Annotated in this window: 20 protein-coding genes; 12 read left to right on the top strand and 8 right to left on the bottom strand. The window is 42.5% G+C overall.

Annotated features, from left to right (window positions below):
• Positions 1 to 68 precede the first annotated feature (68 nt).
• From H6F44_RS00620 to H6F44_RS00610, 3 genes are all read left to right on the top strand, one after another.
• On the top strand, positions 69 to 1,154 hold the full coding sequence (locus tag H6F44_RS00620) for a P63C domain-containing protein (RefSeq protein ID WP_199301926.1): 1,086 nt from the start codon (positions 69 to 71) through the stop codon (positions 1,152 to 1,154).
• 225 nt (positions 1,155 to 1,379) lie between these two features.
• Positions 1,380 to 1,589 carry a type II toxin-antitoxin system HicB family antitoxin gene (locus H6F44_RS00615; protein ID WP_190348975.1) on the top strand — a complete coding sequence of 70 codons (210 nt, stop codon included), beginning with the start codon at positions 1,380 to 1,382 and terminating at the stop codon, positions 1,587 to 1,589.
• Positions 1,590 to 1,817, top strand: a complete 228-nt coding sequence (locus H6F44_RS00610) for a type II toxin-antitoxin system HicA family toxin (RefSeq protein ID WP_190348974.1) — start codon at positions 1,590 to 1,592, stop codon at positions 1,815 to 1,817. It begins immediately after the preceding gene.
• A gap of 166 nt (positions 1,818 to 1,983) precedes the next feature.
• Here the strand turns inward: H6F44_RS00610 and H6F44_RS00605 are convergent, their stop codons facing one another.
• Both H6F44_RS00605 and H6F44_RS00600 read right to left on the bottom strand, forming a co-directional pair.
• A complete protein-coding gene (locus H6F44_RS00605; protein WP_190348973.1) occupies positions 1,984 to 2,454 on the bottom strand; it encodes a type II toxin-antitoxin system VapC family toxin in 471 nt (156 codons plus the stop codon).
• Complete coding sequence (locus H6F44_RS00600) at positions 2,451 to 2,687, bottom strand: hypothetical protein (protein ID WP_190348972.1); 237 nt, start codon at positions 2,685 to 2,687, stop codon at positions 2,451 to 2,453. Before H6F44_RS00600 ends, H6F44_RS00605 begins: the two co-directional genes overlap by 4 nt.
• A 464-nt stretch (positions 2,688 to 3,151) precedes the next feature.
• Here H6F44_RS00600 and H6F44_RS00595 point away from each other — a divergent pair, with 464 nt between their 5' ends.
• The 6 genes from H6F44_RS00595 to gyrA all read left to right on the top strand — a co-directional run bounded on the left by H6F44_RS00595 (position 3,152) and on the right by gyrA (position 8,971).
• The gene (locus tag H6F44_RS00595; RefSeq protein ID WP_190348971.1) at positions 3,152 to 4,672 is read left to right on the top strand and encodes an RNA-directed DNA polymerase; all 1,521 of its coding nucleotides are present in this window, start codon (positions 3,152 to 3,154) and stop codon (positions 4,670 to 4,672) included.
• Positions 4,673 to 4,695: 23 nt separating this feature from the next.
• A complete protein-coding gene (locus tag H6F44_RS00590) occupies positions 4,696 to 4,908 on the top strand; it encodes a ribbon-helix-helix domain-containing protein (RefSeq protein WP_190348970.1) in 213 nt (70 codons plus the stop codon).
• A 62-nt stretch (positions 4,909 to 4,970) separates the two neighbouring features.
• A complete protein-coding gene (locus H6F44_RS00585) occupies positions 4,971 to 5,180 on the top strand; it encodes a type II toxin-antitoxin system HicB family antitoxin (RefSeq protein ID WP_190348969.1) in 210 nt (69 codons plus the stop codon).
• Positions 5,181 to 5,464: 284 nt separating this feature from the next.
• On the top strand, positions 5,465 to 5,752 hold the full coding sequence (locus H6F44_RS00580) for a type II toxin-antitoxin system HigB family toxin (RefSeq protein ID WP_190348968.1): 288 nt from the start codon (positions 5,465 to 5,467) through the stop codon (positions 5,750 to 5,752).
• Positions 5,749 to 6,147 (top strand): helix-turn-helix domain-containing protein, encoded by a 399-nt coding sequence (locus H6F44_RS00575; protein ID WP_199301925.1) that lies wholly within the window; start codon positions 5,749 to 5,751, stop codon positions 6,145 to 6,147. The genes H6F44_RS00580 and H6F44_RS00575 overlap by 4 nt, the downstream gene beginning before the upstream one ends.
• Positions 6,148 to 6,307: 160 nt before the next feature.
• On the top strand, positions 6,308 to 8,971 hold the full coding sequence (gene gyrA, locus H6F44_RS00570) for a DNA gyrase subunit A (RefSeq protein WP_190348966.1): 2,664 nt from the start codon (positions 6,308 to 6,310) through the stop codon (positions 8,969 to 8,971).
• 73 nt (positions 8,972 to 9,044) lie between these two features.
• Here the strand turns inward: gyrA and H6F44_RS00565 are convergent, their stop codons facing one another.
• From H6F44_RS00565 to H6F44_RS00550, 4 genes are all read right to left on the bottom strand, one after another.
• Positions 9,045 to 9,458: a pentapeptide repeat-containing protein gene (locus H6F44_RS00565; protein ID WP_190348965.1), complete on the bottom strand. Its 414-nt coding sequence runs from the start codon at positions 9,456 to 9,458 to the stop codon at positions 9,045 to 9,047.
• 89 nt (positions 9,459 to 9,547) lie between these two features.
• Positions 9,548 to 10,429: an Rpn family recombination-promoting nuclease/putative transposase gene (locus tag H6F44_RS00560; RefSeq protein WP_190348964.1), complete on the bottom strand. Its 882-nt coding sequence runs from the start codon at positions 10,427 to 10,429 to the stop codon at positions 9,548 to 9,550.
• A gap of 160 nt (positions 10,430 to 10,589) precedes the next feature.
• Complete coding sequence (locus tag H6F44_RS00555; protein WP_190348963.1) at positions 10,590 to 11,450, bottom strand: pentapeptide repeat-containing protein; 861 nt, start codon at positions 11,448 to 11,450, stop codon at positions 10,590 to 10,592.
• An 83-nt stretch (positions 11,451 to 11,533) separates the two neighbouring features.
• Positions 11,534 to 13,291, bottom strand: a complete 1,758-nt coding sequence (locus H6F44_RS00550; RefSeq protein ID WP_190348962.1) for a succinate dehydrogenase/fumarate reductase flavoprotein subunit — start codon at positions 13,289 to 13,291, stop codon at positions 11,534 to 11,536.
• A 240-nt stretch (positions 13,292 to 13,531) separates the two neighbouring features.
• Between H6F44_RS00550 and H6F44_RS00545 the strand changes: the two genes are divergently transcribed.
• Complete coding sequence (locus tag H6F44_RS00545; protein WP_190348961.1) at positions 13,532 to 13,744, top strand: type II toxin-antitoxin system Phd/YefM family antitoxin; 213 nt, start codon at positions 13,532 to 13,534, stop codon at positions 13,742 to 13,744.
• On the top strand, positions 13,725 to 13,991 hold the full coding sequence (locus tag H6F44_RS00540; RefSeq protein WP_190348960.1) for a type II toxin-antitoxin system RelE family toxin: 267 nt from the start codon (positions 13,725 to 13,727) through the stop codon (positions 13,989 to 13,991). Before H6F44_RS00545 ends, H6F44_RS00540 begins: the two co-directional genes overlap by 20 nt.
• Before the next feature lie 224 nt (positions 13,992 to 14,215).
• Here the strand turns inward: H6F44_RS00540 and H6F44_RS00535 are convergent, their stop codons facing one another.
• Complete coding sequence (locus H6F44_RS00535; RefSeq protein WP_190348959.1) at positions 14,216 to 15,730, bottom strand: serine/threonine protein kinase; 1,515 nt, start codon at positions 15,728 to 15,730, stop codon at positions 14,216 to 14,218.
• 115 nt (positions 15,731 to 15,845) lie between these two features.
• Between H6F44_RS00535 and H6F44_RS00530 the strand changes: the two genes are divergently transcribed.
• A complete protein-coding gene (locus H6F44_RS00530) occupies positions 15,846 to 16,421 on the top strand; it encodes a Uma2 family endonuclease (RefSeq protein ID WP_190348958.1) in 576 nt (191 codons plus the stop codon).
• 31 nt (positions 16,422 to 16,452) lie between these two features.
• Here H6F44_RS00530 and H6F44_RS00525 read toward each other — a convergent pair whose 3' ends face one another.
• Entirely contained in the window at positions 16,453 to 17,283 is an 831-nt protein-coding gene (locus H6F44_RS00525; RefSeq protein ID WP_190348957.1) for a dienelactone hydrolase family protein, read from the bottom strand.
• Positions 17,284 to 17,354: the final 71 nt, after the last annotated feature.

Genomic DNA, 17,354 nt, shown 5'->3' with positions numbered 1-17,354 from the left:
ATTTAGTTGACTATGCTTGCCCGTGCATGTATCATATTAGCAAGCATAATACACTAATTTTGAACATCATGGTAGACAAGACAAGAGAGTACGCTAAGAGACTCAGTGAATTGGGCGCATCTAAAGGAGGTGAAGCCAGAGCTAAAAAATTATCTGCGGAAGAAAGAACAGAAATTGCACGTAAAGCCGCCAGAGCAAGATGGGATAAAAACATAGAAGTTAACGAAAATGACGAACATTCATTGAACAAAGAATCTGATGAATCTCAGCTTCTTCCTATTGCCGCTTACTCTGGTTCTTTAGATCTATTTGGCAACCCAATATCTTGTTATGTCTTGGATAATGGAGTAAGAGTGATTGGAAGAATGACAGCCAATGAAATGCTAACAAGTGTTAAAGGAGCAGGAGATCTGGAAAGAACTATTGGAGTAAGATCTCTAAAGCCTTTTCTAGACTTTGATTTTGTAACTAGTCAATTTATTGCATTTAGATCTATTGACACAGAACGACTCGGAAATACAGCTAAAGGAATGCCTGCTGATGTTTTTATAGATATTTGTAGAGCTTTTGTTACTGCTTTAGAGGCTAATTATCATAGACCAGAAGATGCTGATTATCCAGAAATGACTGAGAAGCAAAAGGAAATAGCTATAAGAGCTAGTATGTTTCTTGCCTCAGTAGCTAAAGTTGGTCTAGACGCACTAATTGACGAAGCTACTGGATATCAGGAAGTTAGAGAAAAAAATGCTCTAGAGGTCAAGCTAAAAGCTTATCTTGAAGAAGAAATGAGAAAATGGGAAAAAACTTTTCCTGATGAATTATGGATGGAGTTTGGTCGTCTTACTGGTTGGAGTAAAAGTATTCATAAACGTCCAAAATATTGGGGAAAACTAGTCATGGAGCTAATTTATGAGTACTTAGAGCCTGATGTCGCTCAGTGGCTGAGAGAAAATGCACCAAAACCAAGACATGGTAACAACTATCATCAATGGCTATCAAGTCAGTATGGGTTACAAAAACTAGTTCAGCATATTTGGCAAGTAATTGGAATGGCTAAATCATGTGAAAATATTAGTGAATTAAAGCAAGCTATGGCTAAAACTTTTGGTAGTGAACCAATACAGTTAACATTAAAAATCCCTAAATCAAATTGATTTCCTTAGATCTTCATTTGGAGAATTCTTACGCGGTATCTTCGATCTTCCTGAAAGAGTAGTTCACTACTCTAGAAAGAATGATTAGAGTGATCGCAAGACACTTCGGCAAATAAATGAAACTAATCAAACCCAATAGTTGAATATGAATAAAAAATAGCTAACTAAAATAAGGTTTTGCTTAAAAGTTGCAATTACTAATATACAAAATAGAGGAATAAAATGATGAAAGGTAAAGAGTTTTATGTAGTCATCGAAAGAGATGAAGATGGCATATACATTGGTGAAGTGCCACAACTTCGTGCTTGTTATAGCCAAGGCGACACCATTGACGAGCTAATGCTAAATATGCGAGAAGTCATTGAAATGTGTCTTGAAGAACTTGCGGAAGAAACTTTTACTGAATTCATTGGAGTTCAGAAGCTGGTGGTCTAAATGGCAAAATTACCAGATCTCGCCAGCAAGGAACTGATTGCTGCCTTGACAAAAATAGGCTTTGAAAGCGTGAGGCAAAAGGGTAGTCATGTGAGAATGAAGCATGAAGATGGGAGAGTCGTTACAATTCCTGTTCATTCAGGTAAAACTCTCGGTAAGGGCTTGCTTCTCAAAATCTTGCGAGATGCCGATCTCACAAAAGAGCAGTTAATTGATTTATTGGCTTAGTACTGCATACTCAATACTCTTTGCAAATCCGCAAAGTTTCATGATAGGTAGGACACTATGGGTAAAAGTGGCATCTCCGATCTCTTTGAACGAGTAGATGAGCGACTCTGGAAAGAATGATTAGAGTTATTGCTAACACTCTTAGCAAATAACTCATTTAACACTTTTATAACTGTATGGACTCCCACTCAAATGCTTCTGTAAAGCGCGATAAATGCCGAACATTAGTCGTAGCCACCACCACATAACGACTAGGAAACTCTTCCTTCAACAACTCCCAATGAGCGCAAATAATCGCATCAACATCAACACTCATAACATTTGCCATCGCTTGCCCCTGTAAACGCGACTTTGCCCAAATATCAGAAGCAGCAAGCAAAACCTGTGGCGTAATTGGCAAAAATTCAACAAACTCATGCAACTCATCTAAAGCTGCTAATGGTTGCGATCGCTTCTCAAAACGCATCGACTCAAGTACCAGATTGCGTCTTACCTCATAATCGCAAATATCTGAACTGACAACATAGACACCCTTAGCCAACAAACCATACAGCCAATTTTCACAGGCAAGAACTTGATCGCGCTTATTAGGATTGGAAAGTAATCCAATCACACCAGAATCTAGAAAGACGATCATAGATAAAGCTTTGCATCATCAGGGCGATCGCTATTAATGCTTACCTTAAAGCGCTCAAAAGCAATCTCCGCATTTTGGATATCCACTTCAGACATTTGAGCCAGTCTTTGTCTTCTTTTTTCTAAAAACTTCACAGCTAAAATAGACTGAGAAGACTTTTCCCAATTAGGGTAATTCTTTAACCTGTTCCGAAATGCTTCAGGTGAAACCCACAAAGTTTTATCAGCAAGCATCTTAAGTCCTCCAATGATTACAAACCTTACTAATCATCGCTCCCAGTATAACCTAAATCCCTCTAAACGCTAACTTTGAAGTTTAGACTGAATCTGCTCATAAATTAACAGTCACCTTAGCGATCGCACCAGCAACAGCATCAAGATCAAGTCTTGTCATCCTCAGCAAACCCGCAAAGCCTTATAATAGTAAGACACTTAGTAATAACTGCCGATCGCCAATTGGTCAAGCGTTACCAAGCCATGCAAGGAGAATTTGATTAGCATATGACTGAAATCTTAGAAGATCGGATTATCCCCACAGACCTGCGCGGCGAAATGTCGCGATCGCTTTAAAAATATGTCATGGGGGAGATAGCTTTAACTATGAAATTTTTCGTAAGCTGTTGCTAGTCTTAGCGAAAAAGTATGATTAGTGTGGCTGCTTAGTTCGCCTAGTTATTGATAGATTTATTTGAGGTAATATGCCCCTCAGTCCTAAAGAACACTTTCAAAAAACAAGTGAACTTGCTAAGTCACTATCCAAATCAGATATATATGAATGGTTAGTGACTAAAGGCTATTTCCCTGAATCCTATGTCTTGCCACCATGTTTTACAGTAACTAAGTATCCAGCTTTTGGAACAGTTTATTTTACTCATAAAAAGACAAAATTTCAACCAGAAATCTCTGAATTTCAACAAGTTCACTTTCCAAAAACTGAACTGACGGATAGAACGTTTGGAATAATCGATCCAAAAATTCATTCAGATATTGCGTTTACAATTTCTGATAATTGGAGTGAAGTAACAGATTGTCTTTTCCATAAAGATAATCAGGTTTGCTCTTATAGTTTTCCTATTCCTCTAAATCATAAGACGGTCGGAGAAATTGGTGAACTTAGAAGTGGAAGAATGATCTATGAGTTTATTGAGATGGCTGAAAATGATGTGGCGGCTATTGCTTTTCGATATAAATATCTTATTAAGACAGATATAAAAAACTTTTATCCATCAATTTATACTCATAGTATTCCTTGGGCTTTACATGAAAAATCTATTATTAGACAAGCAAAAAATAGAAATGATTATAATTTCATTGGAAATCGCTTAGACAAGCTTTTTCAAAGCGCTAATGATGGTTGTACTAATGGCATTCCAATAGGACCTGTTGTATCAGATATAATTTCTGAAATAGTTCTATCAGGAGTAGACAGAGAGCTATCCAAATCAATAAATCAAGATGTACTTGTAGTCAGATTTAAGGATGATTATCGCATTCTTGCTAAAAGTGAGTCTAGCGGACGATCAGTTATCAAAGCTCTTCAAGCAGCTTTAAAAAGTTATCGTCTTGAATTAAACGATGGAAAAACTACAATTTATCGTCTGCCAAGCGGTCTTTTTAGAAACTGGGTATCAGAGTACCATAGTGCTAATCCACAACCCAAAGCATTCTATGATTTTAAACGATTTAAAGAAGTATATTTGTCTGTTATAGAAATTGACAAAAACAATTCTGGTTGTGGAGTTATAGATAGATTTTTGGCAGATATTGTAACTAAAAACTATAAGATACGGCTTAAAAAGCTAGACAATAGATCTCTAGTTAAGACAATCAGTCTGTTACTTATGCTCGCAGAACTAAGGACAAAATCATTCCCAAAAATCCTAGCTATTATTGAATCTATTATAAAATCTCCTTTTGGCTTAAAGCATATAGATTTGATAGTTGACCACCTTGAAGAATTTCTCGTTACACTAAAGTCAGAGGAAATGAATAACAGATACTTGATTACTTGGATTATTTACTTTATTAGAGCAAATGATCTTGAAAGCAAGCTTAAAGATTGTAGTTGTCAATTTACAGATCCAATAGTTTATGCCACCTACAATGATAAGTTCAGTGCATTTGGAGAACACAAAGATTTTAATATTTTTTCCAATGTGAAAACAACTGCAAAAGGAATCACACTGTTAGAACATCTTGATGTCTTTAAACCTCAATAAGAACCTAAACTATCTCTGATAATATGAAACCCACAGTTATATATCTTCCCCAAGAAACGGAACAAGTCCTTGAGCAACTATCAGCACAAGGAGGAAAAACACCTTCAGAAATTATTCAAGAAGCAATCCAACTCTATGTTGTGAACAAGAAAAAGAAACTGCCTAAATGCGTTGGTATGGGTAAAAGCGGCATCTACAATCTCTCTGAACGAGTAGATGAACTACTTTATCATTAGACCTCAAGGCATCGATTATTTAGAACTATTGCCATAATCAGAACTATAGGAAAAACACAATAATGAAAGGGAAAGAGTTTTATGTAGTTATTGAAAGAGATGAAGATGGCATATACATTGGTGAAGTCCCTCAACTTCGTGCTTGTTATAGCCAAGGAGACACCATTGATGAACTAATGCTAAATATGCGAGAAGTCATTGAAATGTGTCTTGAAGAACTTACAGAAGAAACTTTTACTGAATTCATTGGAGTTCAGAAACTGGTCGTTTAATGGCAAAATAGTAATACAACTCACATTCCGCTCGTAATGGAAGCCTAAAAATATTTACAACGAGACAATCAGTGTTTCAGCGATTTCAAAAGAAATTAATGATAATAAATCCTATTAGTGTGTCCTTATTGACAATACTAAAATAGGACAATATTAAAATAGTGATTTTTTCAAGGTTAAGGCTCAAAACACTTGCTGCATAAGCATTTTCTTTTTAAATATTTTTTCAGTAAAATAAGAGCGGAACGTGGGATACAATTTAGGCGAAAATATTATGCGATAATATGCACGTAATTAGCAAGAAAATTTTACGTCAGTTCTGGGAAAAGCATCCTGATAGCGAAATTCCATTGACCAGATGGTTTAAGATTTTAGATAGCCAGAGTTTTAGTAATTTTGCTAGTTTACGCTCTGTTTTTCCGAGCGCTGATCAAGTAGGTGATTTAACAGTCTTTAATATTGGCGGCAATAAGTACCGCTTAATTGCTTCAGTCCATTTTAATCGCGACAAAATTTATATTCGGCACGTATTAACTCATCTAGAATATGACAAAGGAGGATGGAAAAAATGAGCTTACTTACAGAAGATGTGCGGATGTCTTGGGGAGTTATTCGTCCACTTTTTTCAATTCGGAACGAATGTGATTACGATCGCGCTATTGAGAGATTAAATGCCCTGATTGACGAAGTAGGTACAGATGAGCAGAATCCTCTTTATGAGTTATTAGATACTTTAGGGATTGTGATTCATACATACGAGGAAAAGAATTATTCAATACCAGATAGTAATGGGGTTGAGATGATGCAGTTTTTGATGGAAGAACACCAATTAGAATTAACAGATTTACCAGAGGTTGGTACTCCAGAAACAATTTTAGCAATAATCAATGGTCAACAGGAGCTAACCGTAAAGCAGCTAAAGTCTCTATCGAAAAGGTTTCAGGTATCACCCGCAATTTTTATCTAGTAGCTACTTCGAGCCAGATTGCCAATATACCGCCACAAATCAAGTCTTGTCATCCTCAGCAAACCCGCAAAGCCTTATAATAGTAAGACACTTAGTAATAACTGCCGATCGCCAATTGGTCAAGCATTACCAAGCCATGCAAGGAGAATTTGATTAGCATATGACTGAAATCTTAGAAGATCGCATTATCCCCACAGACCTGCGCGGCGAAATGTCGCGATCGTATCTGGAATATGCCATGAGCGTGATCGTGGGTCGCGCCCTACCCGATGCCCGTGACGGACTCAAACCCGTACACCGCCGCATTCTCTACGCCATGCACGAGTTGGGCTTGAGTGCCGATCGCCCCTTTAGGAAATGCGCCCGTGTGGTTGGGGATGTGATCGGTAAATATCACCCCCACGGTGACACCGCCGTGTATGAGGCATTGGTACGGATGGCGCAGGACTTTTCGATGCGCGATCGCATGGTCGATGGTCATGGCAACTTCGGCTCCGTGGATAACGATCCCCCTGCGGCGATGCGATATACCGAATGTCGTTTGACCCGCATTGCCCAAGTGGGGCTAATTCAAGATATCGAGCGAGATACGGTCAACTTTGGCGATAACTATGACGGCTCACAGCAAGAACCCCTAGTAATGCCAGCGCGGATTCCGCAGTTATTGCTCAATGGCTCCGCAGGGATTGCCGTGGGGATGGCGACTAATATTCCGCCCCATAATTTAGGTGAATTGGTGGATGGCTTAGTGGCGCTAATTGCCGATCCTAGCCTTAGCGATTTAGAATTGATACGCTATATTCCAGGTCCAGACTTTCCCACGGGGGCTTTGGTATTGGGCAGTGACGGTATTCGTGAAACCTATACCACAGGTCGTGGCTCGATTACGATGCGGGCGGTGGCTAGTTTTGAAACAATTTCGGCTTCAGGGCGGCAGGATCGTGAGGCGATTATTATTACGGAAATGCCTTACCAAACCAATAAGGCTTCGCTGATCGAAAAGATTGCGGAAATGGTCAATGAGAAGAAACTTGATGGCATTTCTGATATTCGAGATGAAAGCGATCGCGATGGAATGCGTTTAGTAATTGAACTTAAACGCGATGCCTATCCCAAGGTGGTGCTAAACAATCTTTACAAAGCCACACCTCTACAGGCAAACTTTAGTTGCAATCTCTTAGCTCTAGTTGATGGCGAACCAATTACCCTGACGCTGCGCCATGCTCTGCAAGTATTCCTTGACTTCCGTTATGAAGTAATTACGCGCCGTACTCAGTACGAATTGAAGAAGGCACGGGAGCGCGATCATTTATTACAAGGTTTATTGATTGCCCTCAACCATCTTGATGCCGTAATTGCTCTGATTCGCGGAGCTGATGATAGTGCGACTGCCAAGGCGGGACTGATCGAAAGCTATGGACTTTCGGAAGCTCAAGCCGATGCGATTTTGGCGATGCAATTGCGCCGCTTGACGGCTCAGGATGCCGATAAAATCCATGATGAACATAATCAGCTAGTTGCTAAGATTGCGGATCTAGAACATATTCTTGCTAATCGCGATCGCATTCTCACAATTACCCGTGAAGAGCTAGAGGCGGTCAAAGCCGAATTTGCCACCCCACGCCGCACCCGCATTCTGCCCAACGAAGGCGATATTGACACTGCCGATTTAATTGCCAATCGCGAGACGATCGTGATGGTGACGCAACATGGCTACATCAAACGGATGCCAGTGGATACCTTTACAGCCCAAAATCGTGCCACAAGGGGCAAGGCAAGCGCCAATGTCAAAGATGATGATGCGATCGCCCATTTCTTTGCCTGTCGCAGCCATGATAAAGTTCTCTTCTTCACCGATCGCGGTAAGGTCTATGGAGTCAAGGCTTACGAAGTTCCTGAATCGGGTCGGGCGGCGCGTGGTACGGCGGTGGTGCAGCTATTACCGATCGCTGCCGATGAGAAGATTACCACCGTATTGCCGATTAGCGAATTTAGCGAAGATGAATATTTAGTCATGCTCACGGCTGGCGGCTATATCAAAAAAACTAAATTACCTGCTTTCGCGAATATTCGTTCTAACGGTCTAATTGCGATCTCCCTCGAAGAAGGTGATCTTTTACGCTGGGTGCGCCGTGCCAAAGCCGATAACACTATTATTGTCGGTTCGCGCCAAGGAATGTCGATCCGCTTCCGTACTGACCATGAGCAGTTGCGCCCCATGGGACGGGACACTCGCGGCGTGCGATCGATGCGCCTGACGGGTGATGATCTAATCGTGAGCATGGATATTCTCCCTGCTGGTTTAGCGGAAATTGAAGAAGTTGAAGGTGCAGAAGAAGATCTAGATTTGACCACACCGATCAATGAGGATGAGAACTTAGAAACAGATACCGAAACCACTAACGAGAAATATCAAGGACCTTGGGTGCTAGTTGTCACCAGAGGTGGCTATGGTAAGCGCGTCCCTGTCAGCCAGTTCCGTATTCAAAAACGAGCTGGGAAAGGTTTGCGGGTCACTAAGTTCAAATCTGGTCAGGATCAACTAGCTTCCCTCTGTTTGGTTGATGAGAAGAACGAACTAATGATCGTCACCAGTCGCGGTATCGTCATGCGGCAATCTACCGATGCGATCGCCTGTCAGTCACGCACGGCACGCGGCGTGCGTTTGCAAAAAATTGATGCTTCTGACTCGATCGTGGGTGCGACCTTAGTTCCGCCTGCGTTGGAAGAGGAGCAAGAGGATGTGGAAGTCCAAAGTGGTGATGTGGCGATCGCTGCTACTGAGGTTATTACTGAAGCAATCGCGCCAGAAACTGAAGAGTAAAATGGCAAATGTAGAAAACCTCACCCTATCTTAGACAAGGTGAGGTTTTTTGATGTTTGGGTAATGAAGTTTATTAGTTGCGGAAGATTACTCCTGCGCCATTTGCATCAAAACCGTCGGGAAAATTAGTCCTGCTATCGGCGATCGCATCGATTAAATAAGCATCGTTTAAAAAATCCGCCCCGCTTAAATTCGCCCCGCTTAAATCCGCCCCGCTGAAATCCGCATTGCTGAAATCCGCCTTGCTTAAATTTGCCCCGATTAAATTCGCCGCCGCTAAACGCGCCCCGCGTAAATTCGCCCTGCTTAAATCCGCCCCGACAAGATTCATATCTCGGTTGAGCGCTCGATTAACATCAGATTCTTTAAACGCATAGGAGGGACTAGGATTAACGAAGAGAACCCCACTGAATGCTGAAAATGCGATGACTAGCATCAGCAGAAAACTTAGAGACTGTTGGATTTTAGACTTAATGAAGTTTGCCATGAGTTTATCCTCAGATTTTTGTAATTCAGCACAGAAAGCATACTGGACAAATGAATTGTAAAATATACGGCTTATTTTGAGAAGCAAGGTTATAGGCTTCTAAGTCTGGCTATTTGCTCAATACTTAATCCTGTAGTGCGACTGATGGCAGCATCGTCTAAAACATCAAGCAGTTGTTGAGCGATCGCTAGTTGAGTCTCTAGCTTTCCTTGCTCAATGCCCTGCTCAATGCCTAGTTCAATACCTTGATTTAGAGCTTTTTTGACGACATTACGTTGATCTTGAATGAAGATTTCTTGATGTTCTAGTTCATCTATTTCTTCGGAACTGAGGTTGGCTTGGTTGGCGATCGCAAAGGCTTGTTTTATCTCAGGCACAGATTCCATACTCGGCGGTACAGATTCAAGTTTTCTGGCAGTTTTCAAGAAATATAGCCATTTGTCTGCAAGGGTTTCCAGTTCTACAAGTTGTTTTTGAAATTTGGGTAGTTCGATGAATACTAGTTCGATATCATAGATCGGGTAATCGGTGAGATAGGTTTTTTCTTTAAGAATGAACCGTGATATCAGTTGATCGAGTTCGGGAAACATCTCAAAGTCGGCAATGGTAAGGGCAATCACGGGTTGGAGATCGCTGTACTCATCACCAATTGCTAGTTGATTAGTATAGGTTTTGGCGGCGTTATACAGGATACGTTTCTCAAATCCTTCTACATTTAACACTTGCATCTCGATAATTACAGTGCTATTTTGGCGATCTCGATCGCTGATTGTAGCTTTGATATCCAGATAAGTATCTTTGTAGCCTCGAATGCGTGGGGTGAGATGCGGATTGAGAATTTCAATCTCAATAATCGTGTCATTGCCTTCGTAGAGCATGGCATTGAGAAAGCTGATCAAAATGTCATGACTTTGTTCGGAACCAAAGATTTTTTTGAAAGCATAGTCGGTTTTAGGATTTATGAAGCGCATAGTTTTTGCTGGCTATTTCCATATCTATTTATTTCCATATCTATTATGGATGGATTGTTTATGGATGGATTGTTTGTAAAACTAAGCCAATATTGTCATGGGGCAAAATTTGCACAATGCCATGAGGAATGCAAATCGATAGCACAAGGCGAGGTAAAATTTACCAAACATCAGGCAAAATTGCATCTTGAAAATCGGCGGTTTCTGTATTTGCGCCTGTAAAATTTGATTTGCTGAGATTTGCACCCATAAACTCCGCTCGGCTGAGGTCAGCCCGACTAAAATCGGCTCCGATGAAATAGGCATCACGGCAATTTGTCCCACGCAGATCCGCGCCTATTAGGTCACAGCCACAGAGATTTGCCCGATAGAGATTTGCGCCAATTAAATTGATACGACTCATATTTGACTCACTGAGATCGATCTCGATCAAAGTTGCCCCAATCAGATCCGCGCCCACTAGGGTCGATACATTGAGATTGCTATAGGATAGGTCAGTTTCACTCATATTAGCGCGGCTAAAGTCACTGCCTGCAAGGTTCGCTTCCTTGAGGTCAGCGCGGCTAAGATTTGCGCCGATCGCGATCGCGCCGATCATACTTGCCGCCGCCATATTCGACATATTTAGCTTAGCGGCGGATAGATCAGCATGGTCAAGATTGGCTTGGCGGAGATTAGAGCCGCGCAAATCTGCACCAGTGAGGTTGGCATGATTAATATTTGTGGCGCTTAGGTCAACCATACTGAGGTATGCAGCACTAAGGTTGGCATTAGTAAGGTTACTATCTTGGAAACTGGCGATACTCAGATCAACTCCGCGCAAATTTGCAGAGGATAGGTTTACATTAGTAATTTTCGCCCCACGTAAATTGACCATACTCAAGTCAATGCCTGAGAGTTCAAGATTATCTAAATGGATTTCGCTCAGGTCAAGTCCACGCAGGTTGGGATTGGCTTCTCGCCATTGGTTCCAAGATGCTACGCCTTGATTTAGTCTCTGGATATATTCGTCGATCGCCACGGTATTTTTTAGGAGTGAAGGACATTTATCAACAAGAGTAGTACGTAGTAATTCTTTTGTTGATTGAGTTGATTGATAGTTGATTAATATTTTCGCTCTTGGGGCGTAAACCGATCGCTGTCAATGGCTTTTAAACTCATATCAACGGGGCGATCGCTAGTTTTCACTGTACCATCTTGGCGATACCCAAGGGTATGTTTGAGATATTTGGCATCATCGCGTTGTGGATAGTCTTCGCGAGAATGTGCGCCCCGACTCTCTTGGCGCGAACGCGCACTGGACATAATGATTTCGCCAACGGTAAATAAATTGCCCAATTCGATCGCCTGCATCAGCTCCATATTAAAAACTGCACCATGATCATCGATTAAAAGATCATTTTCGTAGCGATCGCGAATTGCTTGCAATTTTTCTAAACCATTTCTTAATCTTTGATCATCTCGAAAAATACCGCAATGCTCGGTCATGATGTCCTGCAATTGCTGCCTTATCTCGGCGATCCTTGAATTGCCAGTTTTTGCCAAAATATGCTTGATCCTTGCGGTGGCATCGGCAATATAAGGACTAGGATCGAGTTTGGGCATGGGGCGATCGCGGACATAGGCTCCCATCTGCTCCCCTGCGCGTTTGCCAAAAACCACACATTCCAATAGGGAGTTTGCACCTAAGCGATTTGCGCCATGCACTGACACACAGGCACATTCACCCGCCGCAAAAAAACCAGCGATCGGCTGACTATCGATACCAATCACTTGGCAATCAATATTGGTGGGAATGCCTCCCATGGAATAATGCACCGTTGGACGCACAGGCAAAGGATGATCGATGCAATCTACCCCCGCCAGTCGCAAGCCTTCCTCACGGGCAAAGGGAATGCGACTTAAAATCTTCTCTCTGCCCAGATGTCGCACATCCAGATGTACATACTTGCCGCCATTAATGCCCCTTCCTTCCCTAATCTCACAGGCAATATTGCGCGATGTAATATCACGGGGCGATAGTTCCATGCGGTTTTTGCTGATGGTGTAGTTTGCCATAAAGCGATCGCCAGCATCATTGATTAAATAAGCACCTTCCCCCCGCACTGCTTCCGAAATCAATACGCCCACAGGATATAAGCCTGTGGGATGGAACTGCACAAATTCCATATCCTGCAAAGGTAAGCCCACATTCACCGTCAGCCCCAGTCCATCACCTGTCGATGCAAAGTCATTGGAAGTAGTATTAAAGGCGCGTCCATAGCCGCCCGTAGCAAGCAATACTGCCTTTGCCCGAAATACTTCGATCGCTGATGTTTCCAAACAATAGGCAACAACACCCTTCACTTGTTGACTATGGGAATCCATACCATCTTCATAAATTAGCTGCATCACATACCATTCCTGATAGATCTTGCCGCCTAACCTGCGGAGATTCATGATCAATTCATGGAGAATCGCGTGTCCAGTTTTATCGGCAGCATAGCAAGCACGGCTATAGGTATGTCCCCCAAAGGGTCTTTGGGCAATTTTGCCATCTTCAGCACGGGAAAATAGTACTCCCAAATGTTCTAAATCAATAATCACTTCGGGCGCAGATTGGGTTAGCACCCGCACAGCATTCTGGTCGGCAAGGTAATCGGAACCCTTGACCGTATCGAAGGCATGGGTAAGCCAATCATCATTGTCAACATTGCCGAGGGATGCTGCCATGCCCCCTTGTGCCGCCACCGAATGCGATCGGATCGGATGCACCTTAGAAATCAGTCCAACGCTCAAATGGGGATAGTTTTGGGCAACTGCAAGGGCGGCTCTAGAGCCTGCGAGACCACCACCAACAATTAACACATCATGCTCAATCATAAAAAAATAAGATAAGTAATACGATAAGTGGGAATCTCAGTTTCTAGCTTTAGGTTTTAATTACGATGATTTACTTCGTCTTATTGTACCGCAGGGGTTACGGGAAGATAGAAACTTCAGCAATTACCGATGTTTGGGTTTGAGCGCAAAGCGGTGAGCGTTAATAGCGATCGCCCTGTTGTGTGGTCATTGATGTTTATGTTAGCCTAAAGATTAAGATACATTCTAATCGGTTGATATATGTCTAAAGTCACATTAGAGAAAGGTCAAGAGCAGTACATTGTGGATGCTAACGGTAATAAAACAGCCGTGATTTTGGATATTGCGCTATATGAGCAGATGTTGGAAGATATTCACGATTTGGCGGTTGTTGCTGAAAGGCGATCGCAACAGTCTATAAGTTTAGCTGATATGAAAAAAAGGCTAAGTCTCAATGGAACCCTATCAAATTAATTTTCAGCCATCGGTTGAGAAGGATCTGCGTAAGCTATCTTCAGAAAATTGCGATCGTCTCTTGGCTCGTATTGAGGAGTTAGCTAATGAGCCTTTGCCTGTTCAATCGCTTAAATTAAAGGGAACCGAAGGACTCTACCGCATTCGAGTTGGGGATTATCGCATAGTTTATGAGGTAGATTTGCTGACTAAATGTATTTTGATTCATTATGTGCGTCATCGCCGTGAAGTTTATCGAGATCTTTGACTGGGAAATAAAAGGTCGGAATCGCGGATTAAACGGATTATTGGATTTCACGGATTTTGAGTAGCTGTGTAGATTCACACTTAAAACACAAGGGTGGGTTGAGATCTACGATTTTTTCTATGCAAGCGAAGGGGATTTGCAACTTCACAAAAAAAGTCGGAGATCTGGGCATATCTAAAAATCCGCGTCATCCCTAAATCCGTCTAATCCGTGTTCTCACTTATTCACCGCACAAAGAGAACTTTGACCAGCAAACCAACGCCCAAAGCCGCCAATCCAGTCGCAAAAAGGATCATTGTTGCTTTCCACTTCCCGACAGATTCAAGTAGTTCTTCACTAGACCCAGCCACAACCGCAGCTACAGCCACAGCCACAGTCACAGCCCAATTCATAGCCACAGATGTGGACACAGCCGCAGCTACAGCCCAAGTCCCAGTACCAGCTAACATCCCCCAAGCCACAGCCCAAGCCATAGCCCAAGCCCAACTCCAAGTCGCAGCCAAAGTCCCAAACCCACCCCCCCCCCAAGCCACAGCCCCAATGATTAATAACTCTTGAAAAGAAAAATTCTTATCATAGGCGATCGCTACTTGATTAAGCGCCAAAGTTGAAAGTATGGCATTGATGCCTGCGATCGCAAATACAACTAAAAATTTCTTCCAAAATCCCTTTAGTTTGCCTTGCTTTTCTAATCCATTGAGCCAGTCACCAACCAAAGGAGAGAGAGAAATCATCACAATTGACTCAACTAGAAGTAACCAAACTGCTGATTTTGCTTGAGCAATAGCAAGAGCGATTCCAGTTGCAGCGTAAATCGTAAAACTCAAACCCAAAGCAATCCAAGTAGAATTTTTGATGATAGAAGATGTTGATGTTTGTCTGACGGTCGCCTTAGGTGGTTTTGGCAGTTTGGGAGGTGGTGGAATTAGTTCATCAATCCATTTTTGTACTGATTGTGGGCGATCGCTTGCCTTCAACTTCATCCCATGCAAAATCGCCTTCTCCACCCGACCATCAATATTTGGCTGAATCCGTCTCGGTGGAACTAGTGCTACCCCTGCTACGATATTAAAAGAAGGCGTAGGACATTCCGCAGTCAACGCAAAATAGAGCGCCGCCGCCAACCCATAGACATCCGTATACGCCCCACGCTTAGCATTATAGTCATACTGCTCAATCGGCGCAAATCCTGGAAAAGCCATTGCCGTATGCTTACCCGTCTTATCCTGCACAAACTCCCGCGCTAAACCAAAATCAATCAACACTGCATCTTTTGTTTGCCGCCGAATCATGATGTTTTTCGGATTGAGATCGCGGTGTAAAAGTGGCTCATCAAGATTGTGCATATATTCCAACGCACTACCAATTTGCTGAATATAACCCAAAGCCTCCGACTCAGGCAAAGCCCCCTTTTTTTCGACTCTTTCCCACAGAGTCTCACCATCGATCGCATCCATCACCATGCACCAAAGATTCACACTTTGGCAAATATCCAAAATTTTCACAATATGCGGATGCTTGCAGCCCTTCAGAAAAAACGCCTCCTTCATAAACTTGGCTTGCAAGTCATTAAAATCACGCTCATTTTGCATTTTGTCATTGAGGGTTTTGACCACCACATCTGAGCCATCATTGCGTTTCGCCAAATAGGTAATCCCAAAACCACCCTCACCAATTACCTTGACGATTCTGTATTGGTAATTTGTGCCATCAATCAGCCAGCCATCTGCAAAAGCCATAAACCCATGCTCACGGTGAGATTACTTGAAAAAATTCATTACCATCATCATAGATAAAAATTTCTCATATTGCCGCTTAAAATAGATTACACTCGCAAATCTTGGGGTAAACAATATGAACGCCCTCACCATTAGCCTTGAGCCAATTATTGAACTCACAGACGAAAAACTATTTCAACTCTGTCAACAAAACCGTGATTTAAGATTCGAGCGTGGCGCTCAAGGAGATATTACGATCATGGCTCCCGAAGGTAGCGATACAGGAATGCGTAACTTAGGTTTAGGCAGTTCCCTGTGGAATTGGAATCAAAGAAAAAATCTTGGCGTTGCCTTTGGCTCTTCGGCAGGATTTATATTGCCTAATGGAGCCATGCGATCGCCTGATGTCTCATGGATTAAGAAGGAAAGATGGGAAGCGCTTACGCCTGAGCAACAATCAAAATTTGCGCCGATCTGTCCAGACTTTGTAATTGAGCTAATGTCCCCTAGCGATAGCCTATCGCTGACACAGGCAAAAATGCAGGAATACCAAGACAATGGCGCAAGGCTAGGCTGGTTGATTAACCGAAGAGATAGACAGGTGGAAATATATCGCATTGGTCAACCTGTAGAAATTTTGCAATCTCCTGATTTTCTCTCAGGTGAAGAAGTTCTGCCCGAATTTGTGTTGGATCTAGCCTTGATTTGGTAAATAAAGAAGAGCGCATAGCGCTCTTTTTCGTTTACACTCCGTTCTTCTTAAACCAGTCTTGCATTTTTTGCCAAGCATCCTCAGCATCGGCTTGGCGATAGGAAGGGCGATAGTCAGCATGGAACGCATGGGGAGCTTCAGGATAGACGATGATTTCAGAATTTTGCGAACATCCCTTGAGGCGATCGCGCATTTGTTCCACCGTATCCAAGGGAATGCCCGTATCCTTACCGCCATAGAGACCAAGTACAGGCACACGCAAGCTACTGGCAATATCCACAGGATGTTTAGGTGTGAGCGGTGTTGACTCACCCACTAACCTGCCATACCAAGCCACCCCTGCCTTAACTTTGGGATTATGGGCTGCATAGAGCCATGTGATCCTGCCGCCCCAACAAAAGCCTGTAATTCCTAACTTATCAATATTGCCTTTAGAGAACTTCGCCGCCCATGCAACGGTGGCATCAAGGTCAGACATCACCTGAGCATCAGGCACTTTGCTCACCACTTTGCGAATTTCGGTAATATCGGTCAATTGAGAAACATCGCCTTGGCGATAGAACATTTCAGGGGCGATCGCTAAGTATCCTAATTTGGCAAGCCTCATGCAAACATCCTGAATATAGGCATGAACGCCAAAAATCTCTTGAATCACCAAAATCACAGGAAAGTTTTTGCCAGCATTTGGCATGGCACGAAAGGCGGGAATCAAACCCTTGGAGGTAGAGATTTTGACCTCGCCAAAGGTTAAACCTCTTGGATCAGTGGTGACAGTCTTTGCCGAAATGGGTTGCACAGCGATCGCAAAGCCAGCCGTCAGACTGCCGATCGCCATAAATTCGCGTCTGGTTAGTTTCGACATAATGGGGAGTGGTAAAAGGGGTTTCCGATTAAAAAATGGCTATGCCATTTTTTAATTTGGTATCATGATAG

The organism is Pseudanabaena cinerea FACHB-1277 (assembly GCF_014696345.1).
GTDB lineage: Bacteria > Cyanobacteriota > Cyanobacteriia > Pseudanabaenales > Pseudanabaenaceae > Pseudanabaena > Pseudanabaena cinerea.
This window is presented reverse-complemented; position numbering and strand designations above follow the sequence as displayed.

Excerpts from the sequence above, each read along its gene's own strand:
- H6F44_RS00545 (WP_190348961.1), top strand. The coding sequence starts at position 13,532 with ATGTCTAAAGTCACATTAGAGAAAGGTCAAGAGCAGTACATTGTGGAT.
- H6F44_RS00525 (WP_190348957.1), bottom strand. The coding sequence starts at position 17,283 with ATGTCGAAACTAACCAGACGCGAATTTATGGCGATCGGCAGTCTGACG.
- H6F44_RS00615 (WP_190348975.1), top strand. The coding sequence starts at position 1,380 with ATGAAAGGTAAAGAGTTTTATGTAGTCATCGAAAGAGATGAAGATGGC.
- H6F44_RS00580 (WP_190348968.1), top strand. The coding sequence starts at position 5,465 with ATGCACGTAATTAGCAAGAAAATTTTACGTCAGTTCTGGGAAAAGCAT.
- H6F44_RS00605 (WP_190348973.1), bottom strand. The coding sequence starts at position 2,454 with ATGATCGTCTTTCTAGATTCTGGTGTGATTGGATTACTTTCCAATCCT.
- gyrA (WP_190348966.1), top strand. The coding sequence starts at position 6,308 with ATGACTGAAATCTTAGAAGATCGCATTATCCCCACAGACCTGCGCGGC.
- H6F44_RS00575 (WP_199301925.1), top strand. The coding sequence starts at position 5,749 with ATGAGCTTACTTACAGAAGATGTGCGGATGTCTTGGGGAGTTATTCGT.
- H6F44_RS00565 (WP_190348965.1), bottom strand. The coding sequence starts at position 9,458 with ATGGCAAACTTCATTAAGTCTAAAATCCAACAGTCTCTAAGTTTTCTG.
- H6F44_RS00535 (WP_190348959.1), bottom strand. The coding sequence starts at position 15,730 with ATGGCTTTTGCAGATGGCTGGCTGATTGATGGCACAAATTACCAATAC.
- H6F44_RS00600 (WP_190348972.1), bottom strand. The coding sequence starts at position 2,687 with ATGCTTGCTGATAAAACTTTGTGGGTTTCACCTGAAGCATTTCGGAAC.
- H6F44_RS00560 (WP_190348964.1), bottom strand. The coding sequence starts at position 10,429 with ATGCGCTTCATAAATCCTAAAACCGACTATGCTTTCAAAAAAATCTTT.
- H6F44_RS00620 (WP_199301926.1), top strand. The coding sequence starts at position 69 with ATGGTAGACAAGACAAGAGAGTACGCTAAGAGACTCAGTGAATTGGGC.
- H6F44_RS00585 (WP_190348969.1), top strand. The coding sequence starts at position 4,971 with ATGAAAGGGAAAGAGTTTTATGTAGTTATTGAAAGAGATGAAGATGGC.
- H6F44_RS00595 (WP_190348971.1), top strand. The coding sequence starts at position 3,152 with ATGCCCCTCAGTCCTAAAGAACACTTTCAAAAAACAAGTGAACTTGCT.
- H6F44_RS00610 (WP_190348974.1), top strand. The coding sequence starts at position 1,590 with ATGGCAAAATTACCAGATCTCGCCAGCAAGGAACTGATTGCTGCCTTG.
- H6F44_RS00590 (WP_190348970.1), top strand. The coding sequence starts at position 4,696 with ATGAAACCCACAGTTATATATCTTCCCCAAGAAACGGAACAAGTCCTT.
- H6F44_RS00550 (WP_190348962.1), bottom strand. The coding sequence starts at position 13,291 with ATGATTGAGCATGATGTGTTAATTGTTGGTGGTGGTCTCGCAGGCTCT.
- H6F44_RS00540 (WP_190348960.1), top strand. The coding sequence starts at position 13,725 with ATGGAACCCTATCAAATTAATTTTCAGCCATCGGTTGAGAAGGATCTG.
- H6F44_RS00530 (WP_190348958.1), top strand. The coding sequence starts at position 15,846 with ATGAACGCCCTCACCATTAGCCTTGAGCCAATTATTGAACTCACAGAC.